We start from the raw sequence: 14,472 nt of genomic DNA on the forward strand, positions 1-14,472 counted from the left end.
CCGGGGCGCCGCCGGGGAGCGGGGGCCGGGCCGGTGCCGCAGGCTGGAGGTCCAGACCCCCACTGCGGAGAAGCCCATGGCCGACATCACCGAGCAGCAGGTCCGCGTGCGCGTCGCCGAGATCCTGGACGACGGCGTGCACGTCGCCGTCCAGCGGTTCCCGGGCGGTGCCATGTCCGTCACCCTCGACACCGGCACCCACACCGCCGTCCTGGACGGCCACCCCGACAGCGGTTGGGGCTGGTCCGTCGACGAGGGCGAGGACGAGGGCTTCAGCGGCCACGGCGACACCGCGCCGACGCTGGACGCGGCGCTGGAGGGCATTCGCGACCGGCTCGCGGGCCGCGCCGGCGGCTGAGCCGACGCCGCGCCGGCCCCTCGCCGGGTACCGCGCCAACACCGCGTCAGAACAACGGTGTTCAACGTCTGGACGACGTCAAGGGGGATCCCGGGGAAACGGTCGGCGTGATTGGCTGAGGGCCGCGACGGGGCGGCCCCGCTCGCGTACGACGTCCGGAACGGTGCCCGTGCCCCCAGCTATCGACCTGCCGCCGGAGATGCCCGCCCCGGACAATCCCGGCACCACCGGCGGCTACCGCAACGCCCCGATCAGCGAGCCCCCGGTCGGCTGGACGCCGCCGAGCATGCCGTCCGGGTTGAGCGGCGGGAACCTGCTGGTGGTCGACTTCGACTCGCTCGCAAAGGCGGTGGCCCTGCTGCGGGCGGCGGCCGGGGACGCCGAGGGCGCGTCGAGTGCCATCGCCTCGGCCGTGACCGCCGCCGGCACCGCCCCCTGGGGCGACGACCCGGAGCTCGGGACCGGCTTCGCCGCCAACTTCCAGCAGCCGCAGCAGGATCTGCTCACGGCCGTGAACGGCATGGGCACGGTCCTGGACAAGCTGGCGACCTCGCTGAGCGGCGCCCTGCAGCACTTCACCAGTGCGGACGAGGACAACCAGACCCTCGCCGACGTCTTCCCCTCACCCGGCGCCGCCTGATGGTGAACGCCCAGAACGTGCCCCCGGCGCTGCAGACACTGCTGACGATCGTCGTGGGCAACGACTGGCCGACCGGCAACGAGACCGCGCTGCGCACTCTCGGCGCAGCCTGGAGCGACGCGGGTACAGCGCTCGGCAACGTCCAGCAGGAGGTGGGCCAAGCCTGGCAGTTGATCGACCAGGCACTGGCCGGGGCCTCCCGGACCGCAGTGGACAGCTACTTCACCGCGCTGCTGGGGCCGACACCGGACGGCTCGCCCCCGGTCCTGCCCACCGTGGTCCAGTGCTGCGACTCGGCGGCCGACGCGCTGAACGGGCTCGCCAACGAGATCGAGACACTGCGGATCGAGGTCATCGGCGCGCTGGTGGTACTCGCGATCCAGCTCGCCGTCGACCTGTACTTCGCCTGGTGCGGCGGCGAGGTGGCGGCGGAGGCGGAGATCGTCACCACCCGGATCTTCTTCCTGATGCTGCTGCGCAAGGCGGTCGTCGCGATGGTCACCCGGGTCGTGGAGTCGGTGCTGGCGCAGGTCGGCTTCGACCTGCTGGCCCAGGTCATCGAGCTGGCCCAGCACCACCGGGGCTCCATCGACTGGACCGAGGTCGAGACCTCCGCCAAGAACGGCGCGATCGGCGGCATGATCGGTTTCGGCATGGGCGGCCTCGGCAAGCTGATGGGCAAGGGGCTCGGCAAACTGGGCGGCAACGCCCTGGGCAAGCTCGGCGACGACGGTCTCGGCGGCGCACTGGCCAAGGGCCTCGGCAGCAAGCTCGGCACGGACCTCGCCAAGGCAGGCTGGAACATCGGCTTCAGCTCGATCACGGGCATGGCCGAGGGCGCCGCGCAGGACGCCGCCGACGGCTCCACCGGCGACTACGTCTCCGGCGCGGCGAACGGCGCGTTCAGCGGCGCCATGGGCTCCTTCCACGAACACGTGAACCCCAACGGCAAGTTCTCGATCTCGCCGGGCGACTATCTGGAGGACAAGCTCAACAAACTGGTGAACTCCACGTTCCCGATCGCCCACGGTCCCGGCGGCAGCGGCAACGGCGGCGGAAGCGCTGCGGACGACATAAGCCTGCACACCATCGAAACCGAGCCGACCCCGAGCACCACCACCGATGACCACACCGGCGAGGACGGGAGCACCAACGACGGGAGCACGACCGGCGAGACCAACGACGGGGAGAACACGGCCAGCGAGAACACCACTGGCGAGAACAGCACCAACGGAGACCAACCGAGCATCGACAACACCGACGGGGACACCCCGAACGTCGACAACAACGACGGGAATCACCAGACCGTCAACACCATCGGCGGCGACGACCACGACGGCGGTCAGCAAACCGTCAACACCACTGGCGGCGGTATCCAGAACGTCGACGCCAACGACGGCGCCCAGAGCGTCGGCACTACCGGCGGGGAAGGCCAAAACTCCACCACCAGTGGTGGCAACAACCAGCCGACAACCACCACCAGCAACAACCAGAGCATCACCACCACCGGCGGCAATGGCCGAACTGTCACCGCCAGCACCAGCACCAGCACCGTCGGCGGGGACGCTCACAGCATCGACACCAGCAGTAGCAGCCAGATCGTCAATACCACCGGCGACAGCAGTCAGAGCAGCAACCACCAGAACCTCAGCCCCACCATCGAGGGCAGTCACGAGAACTTCGGCGCCGACAACAGCGACAATCACACCACCAGTTCCGACGACCACGACGACAGCGACAGCGACGACGACGCAAGCTTCGACGAGGGGCATCCGACGTTGCCGGAGATCGACCTGGGTCCGACGTTCGACGCAGCGGAGATCATCGCCATCCTCAACCAGCGTTGAGACCCCCCGAGCGGGCTTGGCCGGAACCCATGTCGCGATATAGCGTTAGTTCCCAAGCCGCGCCGACGGCCGCATCGCGCGAAGACGCTCAACAGGACCAGGACGGAATCATGTCGGGAGACATCTCGCCCGCCGGGGAGCACCCCACCCCACGCCCGGCACCCGAACTGCGAGCCTCGCACGCGGACCGTGACCGGACGGTCGACACGCTGCGCATCGCGGCCGGGGACGGCCGACTGACCTCGGACGAATTGGACGAACGCCTGGAGGCCGCCCTCTCCGCACGGACCGTCAGCGAGCTGACCGCGCTCACCCTCGACCTGCCGCCCGTGTCCTCGGCCGGTGCGACCGTGGCCCAGGTCAAGGACGTCCTCCGGATCGACCAGAGGTTCAGTGCGGTCAGACGCGTGGGGCCCTGGGTGGTGCCGCGAAGGATGGAACTGACAACGGAGTGGTGCGAGGTGACGCTCGACTTCACCCAGGCGGTGATCACGCAGGACACCCTGCGGATCGACCTGACCATGCGCGGCAAGAACCTGACGATCATCACCAGGCCGGGCATCGTGGTCGACACCGATGCGCTGACCCTGGAGTTCAGCAGGATCAGGGTCCGTCGGACCCCGGATCCCGGCGTACCGGTGCCGGTCACGCTGCGGGTGGAACTGGTCGGGATGAAGAGCTTCGGACGCGTCCTGGTGCGGCCCGCACGCCGGACGTTCCGGCGGTCGCCGCCCGGACCCGCGTCCCTGCCGCCGGTCGGCGGCTGACCCGACGGAGCCCGGGGACCGTCACGGCAGCCGGCTCGTCCGGTTCCGATGCGCCTCGTCGCGTTCGTCCTCGGACAGCTCCGCCGTGAACTGGAGGTCGCAGATCCCCCAGCGCCCGTCCACCGGGCAGCGCTGGTACCTCCCCCGAGGCAACTTCACCGCCTTGAGCGAGACCATCGGGAGGAAGGGCGTCTCGAAGAGGTGCCCGTCCTTGCATCGCATCACCCGCCAGTAGTTCATGACCGCCCCTCGCTCTCCGTCTGCAGGAAGAAAAGCCCTGCCACTTTCCGATCCGCGTCGAATGCCACCCGGCAGGTCATCTCCCCCGCCTCGAACTCCATCGGCACGTTCACCACCGTGTAGTCCCCCAACTGGGTGGCCACCGGCGCACCCATCCCCTCGTAGGCCCCCACCATCCCGGCGACCCGGGCCCACGCCTCCGCCAGCCTCGGGGCGTCCAGCGCGGCGGACAGCGTGCCGTTGAACCCGGCACACGCCTGCTCCCACTCCGCGTCGGCGACCAGGGCGACCAGTTCCGCAGCCCGCTCCGCAGCCCCCGGCACCATCCTGCTCGCCATCGGCTCCCCCGTCCGGGGGTCGACGGGCTTCCCGAACCGCTGAAACGCAGCCTGCCGCGTCGTGCCCAGCACTCCGCTGATCTCCTGCCACGTCCGCCCGGCCGCCCTGGCCTCGGACACAGCGGCCCGCAACGTGCCCTCGGCCAGCCCGACGATCTGGAGCGCGGCCCCGATCTCCGCGAGCGGCAAGCGCCCGCCACCGACCGCCACATCGGCCAACCCCCGCGCCCGCTCCGCGACCTCGGCAGCCCGCTCAGCGACGTCATCCATACGTCAAGGTTGCCTTTACAACCTCGCGCTGTCAAGGCAGCCTTTACAAGCGCACCCGCCCAGCCCCAGTCACGCCATATTCACCCTATGGAGTCGAATACTCACAATGAGCGACGAAGTGCTGTAAGCAAACGGGCGTCTCGGACTCCTTCTTCCAGAGAGCCGGCCACCGACCGGCTCCGCGGCCGCGCACCGCACCGGTGCGCCCATCACTGCAAGGAGACCGAACGTCATGACCGTCGTTCCGCTCGATCCCGCCTCGCCCGCCTCCCACGCGGTGGGCATCGACTTCGATCAGACCCTGGTGGCACACGACGAGGGCTGGCAGGACGGCCGTATCTACGGCCGACCGATCCCGGGAGCCATCGAGTCGCTGCACGAACTGAAGAAGGTCCGTTCGGTGTTCATCGTCACCGCCCGTCCGCGCCGCTTCCATCCGGAGGTCGCGGACTGGCTGCGCCGGCACACCGGGCTGGAGACCATCGTGGACGACGACCCGAACCGCGCCTACTGGCAGGGCGACTGTCTGCTGGTGACCAACAAGAAGCTCGGCGCCGCCGTCTACATCGACGACCGCGCCCTGCGCTTCACCGGCGACTGGAAGACCACCCTCGCCGAGGCCCACCGCGCGATCGGCCTGCGCCACGACGCCGCACCGGCGGCACCGGCGGCGCACTGCTCCAACTGCTGATTCTCCGGCCCGCCGCGATCCGGGTCAGCCCCGCTGGCCCGGACCCTCGCGGAGCCGCCTCGGGCGGATCCGCCTCAGAGGGGGTCGGGCGGGCCAGGGTCCGGCAGCAGCAGCGACGGCAGGGGGCTGTCCGGGTGCAGTCGCAGCAACTGGTAGACGATGCCGCCGACGCCGGGCAGCAGACCCGGCGCGAACGTGTCGCGGGCCATCCCGCTGATCGGGCCGAACTCCTCCAGGCTGCTCAGCAGATCCGCGTCGCAGATGGCGCGGTCCACCCCCGCCGGGGCCACGCCGTGGGCCAGGGCGAGGTCGAGGACCTCCCACACACCGGCGTCCCCGTGGCAGAGCGTGTGGTTCCACCCCCTCCCGTCCCTCCAACAGGAGGCGGCGGCCCGGCGGAGCACGTCGCGCCACCGGGCCTGGTCCTGTTGGAGCAGGTCGGCGGCGGCCACGCCGATGCCGACGGCTCCGTGGCACCAGGCGGCACCGGTGTGGCCGGGGGCACGGAGGTCGATCCAGCCGGCCAACTCCGGGTCGTAGGTCTGCTCCTCGAACGCGAAGGCCGCCCCGGCCGTCCGGCCGATCGCGGCGGCCCCGGTCCCGGCCACCGCCCGGACTGCGGGCGCCGAGGCCAGCCGGGCCAGTGCCCAGCCGATGCCGGTGGCTCCGTGCGCCATGCCACCGATCCCCTCGGGCAGCAGCGAGTTGCGCCAGCACGCCGTCCCGGCGCCGAGGTGGGCGGCGTCGGCCAGACGCGTTCCGATGTCGGCCGCCAGCGCCGACCAGCCGGCCTCGCCCGTGCGTTCGGCCAGGCGCAGCAGTGGGACCACGGCCCCGGCCATTCCGCGGAACAGGTCGTATACGTCGTCCGCCTCGACCGACTCGGGCAGGAGCAGGGCGAGTTGCCGGGCGCGGGCGGTGGCCTGGCCGGGGTGGAGCCCGGGGACGCCGAGACGGCCCAGGAGCAGCCAGGCCCAGATCCGCGAGCCGATGCCGACGTAGCCGCCGGGTGTGTCGGGGCGGATGGCCAGGCCCGAGGCGCGATCGCGTTCCGTCCGGTCCTCGGCCAGACGCAGGCTGTTGAGCGTGTCGGCGAGCAGTTCGTCGAGGCCGGGAACGGCGTCGGCCCGTCCGTGTGCGACCTCGAAGCCGTAGGCCGCAAGGAGCACGGCCGTGCCGGAGAGGCCGCTGTACAGGTCGCCCGCCATCGGTTGGATCGACCATCCGGTGAGGTCCAGCACCGGGGCGATCCAGGTGGCCGTGCGGTCCTGCGCGCGGATCGCGGCGTCGCGGAGTTCGCGCATCAGGGCGGCTGCCCGGTCGCGTCGGCGCCGGTCCAACCGGTCGGCGGTGACGCGGCCGGGTCGCATGGGGTCCCGGTCCGGAAGCCAGCCTTCGTTGAGGTAGGCGCTCACCAGGGTCCCCTGGATCACCCGCCGGTCCAGGGCGGAGTCGTCGGTGCGCCATCGTTCGAGCGAGTCCGTGATCAGGTCCCGGGACGGACCGAAGACGGTGCCGCGTGGACCGGTCATCGTGCCTGTGCCCGGCATGGTGGTGAAGACCGGAACGTCTCCGTCGAGCAGTTCGGCGATCTCGGCCTCGATCACGGCCGGGTCGCCGGGCGCCGACGCGACGTTCTCCGCATGCTTGGCGAGCAGTCCGCGGGCCCGCTCCACAGCGGTCGGCTCGTCGTGCAGTGACACCGGGTGCCACAGCATCCGGCCCAGCTCCTGGTAGGTCTCGGTCGCCCGCATCACCACCCGGATCGGGCTGTCGGCGAAGGCGGCCAGTGGTTCGGCGAGGTGTCCGGAGCGGTCGAGCCGGTGCAGCCGTGCGGCCAGGTCCGAGAAGCCCTCGACGACCCGGCCCCAGTACCGGCCCAGTTCCGGCTCCGGGCTCGGATGGTTGTCCGAGGTGGTGATCGGCATCAGCGCGTAGTCGATGTGCGCCAGGTCGGTGCCGGCGTCGGCGATCACCGGTGTGCGGACCAGCGGCTGCTGGCCGGGTAGTGCGCCGACGCCGGAGAGGTCGACGCCGCGCCAGCCCAGCGCCTTACCGCGCCCCGGCAGCAGCCCGATGCGCAGGACGCTGTCCGCGAGCAGTTCGGCAGCCCGGTCGGCGGCCTCTCCGCAGCCGGACGGTTTTCCGGGGGTACGGGGGGTGAACAGCGTCTCGCAGTCCACCACGATCGGCACCGGGCCGACCGCGATGACGTTCTCCGCGTGCAGGTCGCTGCCGCCGAGCAGGCTCATCACCGCGAGCCAGTGACCGATGGCCCGGTAGTAGGCGTCCAGTTCGGCTTCGTCCGCGCAGTAGCGGTGCCGGACGTGTTCGGTCCATCCGTACTCCGGCCTGACCAGCACCTGCGGCACCCGGATCCTGGTGCCGGGCGGGTCATCGGCGGTGACGACGTCCAGCAGCCCGGCGAGCCGGGCGTCCACCTCGACCGGCCGCGGCTTGTAGACGGTCCGCCCGGTCGTGGTGGTCACCAGGGCGACGCTCTGGCCACCGCGGTGGGTGTCGCCCGCTCCGAAGCTGATCCCGGTCAGCGCGCCCGTTCCGGCTCCGGGCAGTTCGGCCAGCGCGGTTCGATCCGCGGCGTAGCGGCGGGCCGCGGTGAGACCTGCGTCGCAGCCGTGACCGATGACGGTGCGCAGCCGGGCGAGGAGGGTGGGGTAGTGGTCCGTCAGCGACTCCCAGTAGCCCGGCCGGGAGGAGTCGGCGATCCACTCGTCCCAGCGGGCGGCGGAGTCGGCGGCGGTCAGCCGGCCGGAGAGCCGGGCGGCGTTCAGCTCCAGCAGCAGCACCCGACTGACCTTCCGTCGAATGCTCGCCGTCAGCGAGAGCCGCGTTCCGCGCAGGACGGCGGTCCGCTCGGTCGGGTCCAGGCCGGGGACGCCGCCGAGCCGGGCCGCCAGGCCGGTCATGGCCGGCTCCAGCAGGCAGCCCAGCACGGGTTCGAGATCGCCCGTCGTCGAGTCGGGCATCCTCGGTCAGCAGCAGTCGCGGCCGGCCGAGTACGAACACACGGTGCCGCACTGAACTGTCTTGACCTGGTCGGATGCGGCGATCTCCGACTCCGCGTAGGCGCCGCCGGTGAACAGCGGTCCGGCCGGGCTGTCCGTGCCGGTGCCGTCGCGCCACGCCGCGATGGTGAGCTGCGATTCCTCAAGGACGGTGTGCATCAGTGACCCCTTGTCGCTGTGGGAGCGGGTGTGCGAACCGAGTATCCCTGCCGACGTCAACCGAGAACAGTCGTATGACGACATAGTTTGACGGCCCTTCAGAACCGGTCGCCGACAGGTGCGTCGTGCCGCCGCCGGCGGCCCGGCGGTGGACCGGTCGGCTCAGGCCGCGGCGTGCTGGCTCTCCAGGACCGGGCGCAGGGCCCGAATCGCGTAGAAGTTGCGGGACTTGACGGTACCGGCCGGTATCCCGAGCACCTCGGCGGCCTGGGCCACGGAGCGGTCCCGCAGGTGGAGCTCGACCAGGACGTCGCGGTGGTGCGGCTGGAGCACGGACAGCGCCGCCGCCATGTCGCGGGCCGCGAGGACGCCCTCGTAGGCGTCGGTGGCGTCGCGGCGCTCCTCGGGGGCCTCGTCGGTGACCTCCTTGGCCCGGGCCGCCGCCATCCGGAGGTGGTCGATGGCGATCCGCCGGGCCACCGTGAACAGCCACGGACGGCTCTGCTCGGCCCCCCGGGAGATCGCCTCCGGGTGCTGCCAGGCCCGCAGCAGCGTCTCCTGCAGGATGTCCTCGGCCTTGCCCCGGTCCCCGCAGGTCACCCTGAGCAGGGAGCGGAGCAGGTAGGGGCCGTGGAGCCGGTAGAGCTCGGCCAGGGTGTCGTGGTCCAGGGTGGGGCGGGGAGTGCACGCTGCGGGCGTGGCGTCCGTATCGGTCGCTGCCTCAGGGGTGACGCGGATCGCGGACGTTTCGTCGGCGGGAAGGGTCTGCACGGCCCGTTCTGCTCTCTGTCTTCGGTGCTGGCGCTGGGGTCTGCGGTCGGGGACGGGTGCCGCATCCGAAGCGGACTGCTCCGTCCCGCATGACCATGCCGAGGCTTTCGCATCCGGCCAACAACTTCCCAAAAGTGCGCCAACGTTGGCCGGGAGCAGACATTGGTCTCCGTCACACTTTGCACACACGGACTTCACGTCCGGTTCTCATAGCCCCCCGGGACCGCACTCCGGGTCAACACAGGAGAGACGGACGGGGTTGGTGTGACAGGTGGCAACGGGAGCCGCACACAGGGCGTGGACCAGCCGCTGCACCCCGTCCTCGCCCTGGCGGTCCAGCAGCACGGCGATCCAGGAGGCGGCGAGCCGGCGCTCGGCGGCGGTCCAGCCGGACACGGAGGGGTGCTCGGACACCACCATCACCTCGGCGAGCCGCAGCAGTCCGGCCGGGGGTGCGGGCTGTTCGGCGGCGGGCGAGGCATCGCGGGCCAGTTCCCGGGCGGTCTCGATGACCGTGTCCGCCTCGGCGGGCGGAACCGCGAGACCGCCGCCGGTCCACTGCCCGGGGCCGATCGGCTGCGGGTGCGCCAGCCAGGAGGCGAGCAGGCGGCGGGTGGCCTCCGGCTGCTCCCCGGCAGCGTCGACCGCGGCGGTCGCCGACACCGGCGCCGGCACCGCCCGCAGCGAGCGGCCGAACGGGCGGCGACGCCCGCGCGCGGCGGCGGTCAGCGCCATTCGGGCCCCCGCCCCGGGCGCCAGCCCCGGCGTCGGCCGCGCGGCAGGACGGTCGCGGCCAGGGCCACCAGCAGCACCGCGAGCAGCGCGGCGCCCGCGACCTCGGCCGCCTGGTCGGCGGCCGGGTCGGCCGTCGGCGCGGGCAGCAGCACCGGCCCGGCGGCGCGCGCCGGGACGGGCTTCGGCACCGGTGCTCCGCCGAGCCCGGGGACGACCTCGGTGACGGCGGCGACCGGGTCGACCGTGCCGTAGCCGAGGTGCGGGTCGGGCAGCGCGGTGCCGGGGTGGTAGGCGGTGGCCTCCAGCCGCCGCACCAGCTGGGCGAGCGTCAGCGACGGGTACCGGCCGAGCACCAGCGCGGCGGTCCCGGCGACGAAGGCGGTGGCCAGGCCGGGGCCGGTGGCGGTGAAGTCGCCGCTGCCGCCGGGGCCGACGCTCATCACGGCGTCGCCGGGGGCGACCAGGTCGACCCGGCCGCCGAGCGCGCCGTTCTGCGGCGGACTGCCGCCGGAGGCGAGGTCGGCGACGGAGAGGACCTGCGGGTAGCCGGCCGGGTAGACGGTCCCGGCCTGGGTCTGGCCGTCCGCGCCGAAGGGCGCGACCACCAGCGCGCCCTTCTTGACCGCATAGCCCACCGCCGAGGCCAGCGCGCCGCTGGGACCGGGGACGGTCACGGTGACGTCCACCACCCTGGCCCCGCCGTCCACGGCCGCGCGGATGCCCTGGGCCAGGGCGCCGGCACTGGTGGCGCCGGTGTCGTCGGTGACGCCGATGGCCAGGATCCGTGCCTGCGGGGCGATTCCGGCCAGGCCGGGGCCGGCCGAGGGCTGGGCCGCGATCAGCCCGGCGACGAAGGTGCCGTAGCCGACGCAGTCGCGGCCCGAGTCGCCGCTGCCGTTCTCGCGCGGGCCGAGGCTGAGCCGTCCGGCCAGGACGCCGGAGCTGTCGTTCACCCCGGAGCCGAGCACGGCCACGGTGACGCCCCCGCCCTCGCTGAGGTTCCAGGCGCTCTGCGGCGCGAGGAGGGTCTGCGGCCAGGGCGTCCGGCCGACCTGCGCGCTGGAGGCCTTGACGCAGCCCTGCTGACTGTCGCTCACCGTCTGTGCGATCCCGGGCAGCGAGCCCGAGCCGCTCGCGGGCGCCGCTGCGGCCGGGACGGCGGGCAGCAGCAGCGCGCCGGACAGCAGCCCCAGGACGGCCGTGCGCCTCCGTCCGCTCATGCCGGGCTCCCGACCCTGCGGGGCGCGACGTCCTGCGGGAGCAGCAGGCTGAGCTCGGACACGTCGCCGATGTCGAGCCGGCTGAGCCGGCCCGCCTGGCGGGTGACCATCGACTCCAGGGTCTGCCGGGCGAGCCGGCCGTTGCCGAAGCTGCGGTCCCGGGGCGCGGCGTGGAACAGCTCGGTCAGCGCCTCGGCGGTCTCCGGGGCGAGGGTGTAGCCGTCGCGCTCGGCCTGGTAGCGGACGATGGTGACCAGTTCCTCGTCCGAGTAGTGCTCGAAGGCGACCTCGCGGCTGAAGCGGGAGGCCAGACCGGGGTTGGAGCCGAGGAAGTCCTTCATCTCCTCCTCGTAGCCGGCCACGATCACCACCACCTCGTCACGGTGGTCCTCCATCAACTTCATCAGGGTGTCCACGGCCTCCTGGCCGAAGTCGCCGCCGCCGCCGTGCCTCGGGGTGAGGGTGTAGGCCTCGTCGATGAACAGCACACCGCCCCGGGCGCGGTCGAAGGCCTCGCGGGTGAGCTGGGCGGTGTGGCCGACGTAGCGGCCGACGAGGTCGGCGCGGGCGGTCTCGATCAGCTGGCCGCCGCGCAGCACGCCGAGTTCGGCGAGCAGTCCGGCGTAGAGCCGGGCGACGGTGGTCTTGCCGGTGCCGGGCGGGCCCGAGAAGACCAGGTGGTTGCTGATCTTCGGGGCGGGCAGTCCGGCCTCCTCCCGGCGGCGGGTCTGCCGGATCAGGTTGACCAGGTCCTCGACCTGCTCCTTGGCCGCGGTCAGGCCGACCATGGCGCGCAGCTGGTCCAGCAGTCCGGCGCTGGGCTCGGCGTCGGTCTCACCGGCGGCGGCCCGCGCCACCGCGGCGGCGGCCTCGGCGCCGACGTCCTCGGGGACCAGGCAGGCCATGTCGGAGTTGCCGAACTCGGTGAGCTCGGCCAGCCGGGCGGCCTGGCGGTCGACCATCTCCTCGAAGACCTTGCGCGCGGCCCGGCCGTTGCCGAAGTCCGCACCCCTGGGCATCTGCTCGAAGAGCACCGCGAGCGCCTCCCGGGTGTCCGGCGCCAGTTCGTAGCCGTGCCCGACGGCGGCCCGCTCGACGATGGTGACCAGCTCGTCCACCGCGTAGTTCTCGAAGGCGACGGTGCGGCTGAAGCGGGAGGCCAGGCCGGGGTTGGAGGCGAGGAAGTCGAGCATCTGCTCCTCGTAGCCGGCCACGATCACCACCACCTCGTCGCGGTGGTCCTCCATCAGCTTGACCAGGGTGTCGATCGCCTCGCGGCCGAAGTCGGGTCCGCTGCCGCCGGTCGCTGCGGAGAGGGTGTAGGCCTCGTCGATGAACAGCACCCCGCCGAGGGCCTGCCTGAAGACCTCGGTGGTCTTCAGCGCGGTGCCGCCGATCACGGCGGCGACCAGGTCGGCACGGGCGACCTCGGTGAGGTGGCCGCTGCGCAGCACGCCCAGCTCGGCCAGGATGCTGCCGTACAGCCGGGCGACGGTGGTCTTGCCGGTGCCGGGGGGCCCGGCGAAGATCAGGTGACGGCCCATCGGCAACGCGGGCATCCCGGCCAGCTCCCGGCGCTTGGCCAGCTTGTTCAGGTTGACCAGGTTGGCGACCTGGTCCTTGACGTTGTCCAGACCGACCAGTTCCTGCAGCACCGCGAACGGGCCGGTGGCCTCGGCCGGGGCGTCCCCGGCCGCAGCCGGGTCGCCGACCTCCCCGCCGGCCGCTCCGACGGCGGTGGCCGCCTCGGACGTGCCCCGACTGTCGGCGACGCCGTTGTCCCGGCTGTCCAGCCCTTCGACCTCCACCCGGCTGCCGGGCTTGGTCTGCCGCAGCCCCGCGCCCCGGTTCTCGGCGACGGTGCAGTCGGTGACCCGGACGTTCTCCTCGGACTCGATCCGGATCCCGTCCACCGCGTTGTCGACCAGTTCGCAGCCGGTCGCGGTGGTCCGCGCCCCGGCCGCGATCATCAGGCCGTGCCGCCGGTTGCCGCGAGCCCGGCAGCGGGTCGCGGTCAGCTCGGCCCGGTTCTCCACGGACAGGCCGTCCATGGCCGCGCCGTTCAGGTCGCAGTCGCGCAGGGTGGCGGTGCCGCCGGCGGCGACCGTCACCCCGTTGGCGCCGGCCTCGCGGACGGTGACGCTGCCGGCGTGCAGGTTGGCCCCCTCGGCGATCCAGATCCCGGACTGGCCGGCCGAGTTGACCTCGGCGGACTCCAGCCGGCCGCGCCCGTCGCGGAGCACCTCGACGCCGTGGCCCCGGGCGTCGGTCACATGGACCCGGCGCAGCAGCGGGTTGGCGCCCTCACGGACGCTCACCCCGGCGCCGACCACGTCGCGGACCTCCAGCCGGTCGAACTCGGCGGCGCTGCCGCCGGTCAGCTCGACCCCGGCCGCGCCGCAGTCCCGGACCGAGGTCCGGGCCAGCGCCGGGCTGGCGGACTCGCCGACCCAGATGCCGATCCCGTCCGCCGCGACCACCTCGCAGTCCTCGAAGCTGCCCCGGGACTTGCCGGTGATGTGGATGCCGTGGCCCTTGCTGCGGTTGGTCCGGCAGCGGCGCAGCAGCGGGTCGGTGCCGTTGGCCAGGGCGAAGGCATGGCCCTCGCTGCCGGTGACGGTGCAGTCCTCCAGCGTCACCCGGGCGCCGGAGCTGATGTAGACGCCGACCGGGACGTCCCGGACGGTGGTGCGCAGCAGCCGGGTCGAGCTGTTCTCCTCCAGTGCGATGCCGGGCTTGTCGGTCCCGGAGATCTCGCAGTCCTCGACCGAACCCCGGGCCCGGCCGTTGGCGCAGACGCCGTTGCCGCGCGCGTCGCGCAGCACGCAGCGGCGCACCACCGGGTTGGCCTCCTCGCCGATCACCACGGCGGAGGTGCCGAGGTGCTCGATGACGCTGTCCTCGATGACGCTGCTGCCGGTGGAGGTCTCGACGATGCCCGCCCCGGCCGAGTTGACCACCCGGCAGCCGCGCATCGCCAGCGAGCCCTGCTGCCGGGTCAGCACCGCCGTCCAGGAGTTGCCGACGACCTCGCAGTCCTGCAGCGCGGCCTGGCCGCGCGGCACGTCGACGGCGGGCAGGTCGCTGTCCTGGCCGTGCAGGATCAGCCCGGTGAGCTGGACCGCCTCGGAGACGACCTGGACCACCGCGCCGCTGCGCGGGGAGATCCGGACGCTGCCCCGGGCCTCCTCGGCGGTGATGGTCACCATCTTGGTGATCACCAGGCTCTCCTCGTAGCGGCCGGGGCGGACCGAGATCACCGCGCCGCTGCGCGCCGCCTGGAGGGCTTCGCCGATCGTCCGGTAGGAGCCACCGCTCTGCTGCTCCGCACTCACCGTCAGCACCTGGCGCGTCATGCCTGGGTCGTCCCTTCGTCCTGCATCGGTCATGCGTCCTGCGTCTGTTCTGCG

The 14,472-nt window shown here is 72.7% G+C and carries 13 protein-coding genes; 5 read left to right on the forward strand and 8 right to left on the reverse strand.

The features are described 5' to 3' along the window. Positions 1 to 76: 76 nt before the first annotated feature. From BS75_RS04140 to BS75_RS04155, 4 genes are all read left to right on the forward strand, one after another. Complete coding sequence (locus BS75_RS04140; RefSeq protein ID WP_052069162.1) at positions 77 to 358, forward strand: hypothetical protein; 282 nt, start codon at positions 77 to 79, stop codon at positions 356 to 358. Positions 359 to 527: 169 nt separating this feature from the next. Further along, entirely contained in the window at positions 528 to 998 is a 471-nt protein-coding gene (locus BS75_RS04145; protein ID WP_152645885.1) for a WXG100 family type VII secretion target, read from the forward strand. Then, complete coding sequence (locus BS75_RS04150) at positions 998 to 2,845, forward strand: WXG100-like domain-containing protein (protein ID WP_034087223.1); 1,848 nt, start codon at positions 998 to 1,000, stop codon at positions 2,843 to 2,845. The genes BS75_RS04145 and BS75_RS04150 overlap by 1 nt, the downstream gene beginning before the upstream one ends. 110 nt (positions 2,846 to 2,955) lie before the next feature. After that, the gene (locus BS75_RS04155; protein WP_042438102.1) at positions 2,956 to 3,612 is read left to right on the forward strand and encodes a DUF1707 SHOCT-like domain-containing protein; all 657 of its coding nucleotides are present in this window, start codon (positions 2,956 to 2,958) and stop codon (positions 3,610 to 3,612) included. Positions 3,613 to 3,633: 21 nt separating this feature from the next. Here BS75_RS04155 and BS75_RS04160 read toward each other — a convergent pair whose 3' ends face one another. Both BS75_RS04160 and BS75_RS04165 read right to left on the reverse strand, forming a co-directional pair. After that, positions 3,634 to 3,852 carry a hypothetical protein gene (locus BS75_RS04160; RefSeq protein WP_034087224.1) on the reverse strand — a complete coding sequence of 73 codons (219 nt, stop codon included), beginning with the start codon at positions 3,850 to 3,852 and terminating at the stop codon, positions 3,634 to 3,636. Next, complete coding sequence (locus tag BS75_RS04165) at positions 3,849 to 4,460, reverse strand: DUF3887 domain-containing protein (RefSeq protein ID WP_034087225.1); 612 nt, start codon at positions 4,458 to 4,460, stop codon at positions 3,849 to 3,851. The genes BS75_RS04160 and BS75_RS04165 overlap by 4 nt, the downstream gene beginning before the upstream one ends. A 232-nt stretch (positions 4,461 to 4,692) precedes the next feature. Between BS75_RS04165 and BS75_RS04170 the strand changes: the two genes are divergently transcribed. Then, positions 4,693 to 5,151, forward strand: a complete 459-nt coding sequence (locus tag BS75_RS04170; protein ID WP_034087226.1) for an HAD family hydrolase — start codon at positions 4,693 to 4,695, stop codon at positions 5,149 to 5,151. 74 nt (positions 5,152 to 5,225) lie between these two features. On the opposite strand, the gene BS75_RS04175 is transcribed toward BS75_RS04170, so the two are convergent. From BS75_RS04175 to BS75_RS04200, 6 genes are all read right to left on the reverse strand, one after another. Next, entirely contained in the window at positions 5,226 to 8,138 is a 2,913-nt protein-coding gene (locus BS75_RS04175; RefSeq protein WP_042438103.1) for a type 2 lanthipeptide synthetase LanM family protein, read from the reverse strand. A gap of 6 nt (positions 8,139 to 8,144) precedes the next feature. Then, positions 8,145 to 8,336, reverse strand: coding sequence for a DUF6229 family protein (locus BS75_RS04180; RefSeq protein WP_034087227.1), 192 nt, complete (start codon positions 8,334 to 8,336; stop codon positions 8,145 to 8,147). 162 nt (positions 8,337 to 8,498) lie between these two features. After that, positions 8,499 to 9,107 carry a sigma-70 family RNA polymerase sigma factor gene (locus BS75_RS04185; RefSeq protein WP_152645886.1) on the reverse strand — a complete coding sequence of 203 codons (609 nt, stop codon included), beginning with the start codon at positions 9,105 to 9,107 and terminating at the stop codon, positions 8,499 to 8,501. 207 nt (positions 9,108 to 9,314) lie between these two features. After that, complete coding sequence (locus tag BS75_RS04190) at positions 9,315 to 9,842, reverse strand: hypothetical protein (RefSeq protein WP_034087228.1); 528 nt, start codon at positions 9,840 to 9,842, stop codon at positions 9,315 to 9,317. Continuing rightward, positions 9,833 to 11,062 carry a S8 family serine peptidase gene (locus tag BS75_RS04195; protein WP_034087229.1) on the reverse strand — a complete coding sequence of 410 codons (1,230 nt, stop codon included), beginning with the start codon at positions 11,060 to 11,062 and terminating at the stop codon, positions 9,833 to 9,835. Before BS75_RS04195 ends, BS75_RS04190 begins: the two co-directional genes overlap by 10 nt. Further along, positions 11,059 to 14,418, reverse strand: coding sequence for a right-handed parallel beta-helix repeat-containing protein (locus BS75_RS04200; RefSeq protein ID WP_034087230.1), 3,360 nt, complete (start codon positions 14,416 to 14,418; stop codon positions 11,059 to 11,061). The genes BS75_RS04195 and BS75_RS04200 overlap by 4 nt, the downstream gene beginning before the upstream one ends. Positions 14,419 to 14,472 lie beyond the last annotated feature (54 nt).

The organism is Streptacidiphilus albus JL83 (genome assembly GCF_000744705.1).
Taxonomy (GTDB): Bacteria; Actinomycetota; Actinomycetes; order Streptomycetales; family Streptomycetaceae; genus Streptacidiphilus; species Streptacidiphilus albus.

Coding starts and splice junctions, on each gene's coding strand:
- BS75_RS04140 (WP_052069162.1), top strand. CDS start 77: ATGGCCGACATCACCGAGCAGCAGGTCCGCGTGCGCGTCGCCGAGATC.
- BS75_RS04150 (WP_034087223.1), top strand. CDS start 998: ATGGTGAACGCCCAGAACGTGCCCCCGGCGCTGCAGACACTGCTGACG.
- BS75_RS04155 (WP_042438102.1), top strand. CDS start 2,956: ATGTCGGGAGACATCTCGCCCGCCGGGGAGCACCCCACCCCACGCCCG.
- BS75_RS04160 (WP_034087224.1), bottom strand. CDS start 3,852: ATGAACTACTGGCGGGTGATGCGATGCAAGGACGGGCACCTCTTCGAG.
- BS75_RS04165 (WP_034087225.1), bottom strand. CDS start 4,460: ATGGATGACGTCGCTGAGCGGGCTGCCGAGGTCGCGGAGCGGGCGCGG.
- BS75_RS04170 (WP_034087226.1), top strand. CDS start 4,693: ATGACCGTCGTTCCGCTCGATCCCGCCTCGCCCGCCTCCCACGCGGTG.
- BS75_RS04175 (WP_042438103.1), bottom strand. CDS start 8,138: ATGCCCGACTCGACGACGGGCGATCTCGAACCCGTGCTGGGCTGCCTG.
- BS75_RS04180 (WP_034087227.1), bottom strand. CDS start 8,336: ATGCACACCGTCCTTGAGGAATCGCAGCTCACCATCGCGGCGTGGCGC.
- BS75_RS04190 (WP_034087228.1), bottom strand. CDS start 9,842: ATGGCGCTGACCGCCGCCGCGCGCGGGCGTCGCCGCCCGTTCGGCCGC.
- BS75_RS04195 (WP_034087229.1), bottom strand. CDS start 11,062: ATGAGCGGACGGAGGCGCACGGCCGTCCTGGGGCTGCTGTCCGGCGCG.
- BS75_RS04200 (WP_034087230.1), bottom strand. CDS start 14,418: ATGACGCGCCAGGTGCTGACGGTGAGTGCGGAGCAGCAGAGCGGTGGC.